At 35.3% G+C, this 1,797-nt stretch carries 1 protein-coding gene; it reads left to right on the top strand.

Annotation, left to right across the window (positions count from 1 at the left end; genetic code table 11):
* Positions 1-127 precede the first annotated feature (127 nt).
* Complete coding sequence (locus tag AC30RD_RS02605; RefSeq protein ID WP_489492631.1) at positions 128-1,597, top strand: leucyl aminopeptidase; 1,470 nt, start codon at positions 128-130, stop codon at positions 1,595-1,597.
* The last annotated feature ends 200 nt before the right edge of the window (positions 1,598-1,797 follow it).

The raw sequence follows: 1,797 nt of genomic DNA, 5'->3' as shown, positions 1-1,797 counted from the left end.
GGTGAGGAGGTAAGGTGATAAGAGAGAGTTCAATTCTAAATTCCCATTTACCAATTCCCATTTACCAATGCCTATTTACCAATGCCTATTTCCAAATTATTAAAACAGCATATTTTAAGGGGGATTTATGAAATTTGAGTTGATAGAAAAAAAAGTTAGCGAAATAGATGCCGATATTGAGATCATTTTTGTGATCGATAAAAATTTTGATCATAAATGGGTGAAAGATAAAGATGAACTTGATATTCTAAATTTTAAAGGCGAACCTGAAGAAGTGGCTTTTTTGCCCCATCAAAAAAGGATTTATGTCGGCGTAAAAAATTTAGATCATGATGAGATAAGAATAGCCTCGGCAAAAGCAATAAAAACAATAAAAAATAAAAAATACAAAAGTGCAAAAGCCGGAGTTTATATACAAAACTGTCCGGTAACAAATATAAAAGCCTTTGTTGAAGGTGCAATTTTTGGTAGTTATGAATTTGATAAATATAAAAGCAAAAAACAAAAAAGCGATTTGGAAGTTATATATATAGCAAAAGAGGATTATAATGATAAAAATTTTACTGCCAAAAACGCTAAAAAAAGTATAAACGAAGCTATAATAGTCGCTGAAGCCACAAATTTTGTAAAAGATTTGGTAAATACTCCACCAAACGATATCACTCCCGTAACTCTTGCAAATATTGCAAAAAAGATGGCAAAAGAAGAAGAAATAGAGTGTAAAATATTGGATGAAAAAGATTTGGAAAAAGAGAATATGGGAGCCTTTTTAGCCGTTGCAAAAGCAAGTTCCAATCCTCCAAGACTGATTCATCTATTATATAAACCAAAAAATGCTAAAGCAAAAATAGCTCTCGTTGGAAAAGGTCTAACATACGATAGCGGAGGCCTTAGTTTGAAACCTAGCGATTATATGGTTACTATGAAAAGCGATAAAAGTGGAGCTTGTGCAGTTCTTGGTATCATTAAAGCTGCAAAAAAACTACAAATCCCCGTAGAGATTCACGCAATTGCCGGAGCTGCTGAAAATATGATAGGAGGCAACGCATATAAGCCCGATGATATATTAACGGCCAAAAATAAAAAAACGATCGAAGTAAGAAATACAGACGCCGAAGGAAGACTGGTTTTAGCTGATTGTTTATGTTACGCGCAAGAAAAAATCAAACCAGATTTCATAATAGACCTTGCCACATTAACGGGAGCTTGCGTTGTGGCTCTTGGAGAGTATACAACCGGCATAATGGGTTTTAGTGATGAGTTAAAAGATAAAATGTTAGAAGCGGCAAAATCAAGTGGAGAGTTGGCAGGAATCTTGCCTTTTAATAGATACCTACCAAAACTTTTAGAATCAAAAATAGCAGATATTTGCAATATCTCTTCAAGTAGATACGGAGGTGCCATAACCGCCGCTCTGTTTTTGAGCGAATTTATTGAAGAAGAGAATAAAGATAGATGGCTCCATCTTGATATTGCGGGTCCAGCTTATGTAGAAAAAGAGTGGGGATATAACTCTTTTGGGGCAGGAGGAGCCGGAGTTAGGATGGTTATAAAATGGCTACAAAAAGAGTTTGTCTTTAATAAAAAGCATCCGTAGGTTTGGTTGAATTTGGTTAAAATGGTTGGGTGGTTAGGTGAAAGGCTGAAGGGAGAAGGGAGAAGGTTGAAGGTTGAAGAGAGAAGGGAGTCAGGTGGTAAGGTGGTAAGGAGATAAGAGGGTTCAATTCCCAATTCCTAATTCCAATTTACCAATGTCTAATGTCCAATGTCCAAATTGGTTAAAATAGTTAAAAATGT

The organism is Nitrosophilus sp. (genome assembly GCF_982775275.1).
The sequence above is the reverse complement of the archived record's forward strand: the minus strand, read 5'-3'. Positions and strand labels throughout refer to the sequence as shown.

Excerpts from the sequence above, each read along its gene's own strand:
- AC30RD_RS02605 (WP_489492631.1), top strand. The coding sequence starts at position 128 with ATGAAATTTGAGTTGATAGAAAAAAAAGTTAGCGAAATAGATGCCGAT.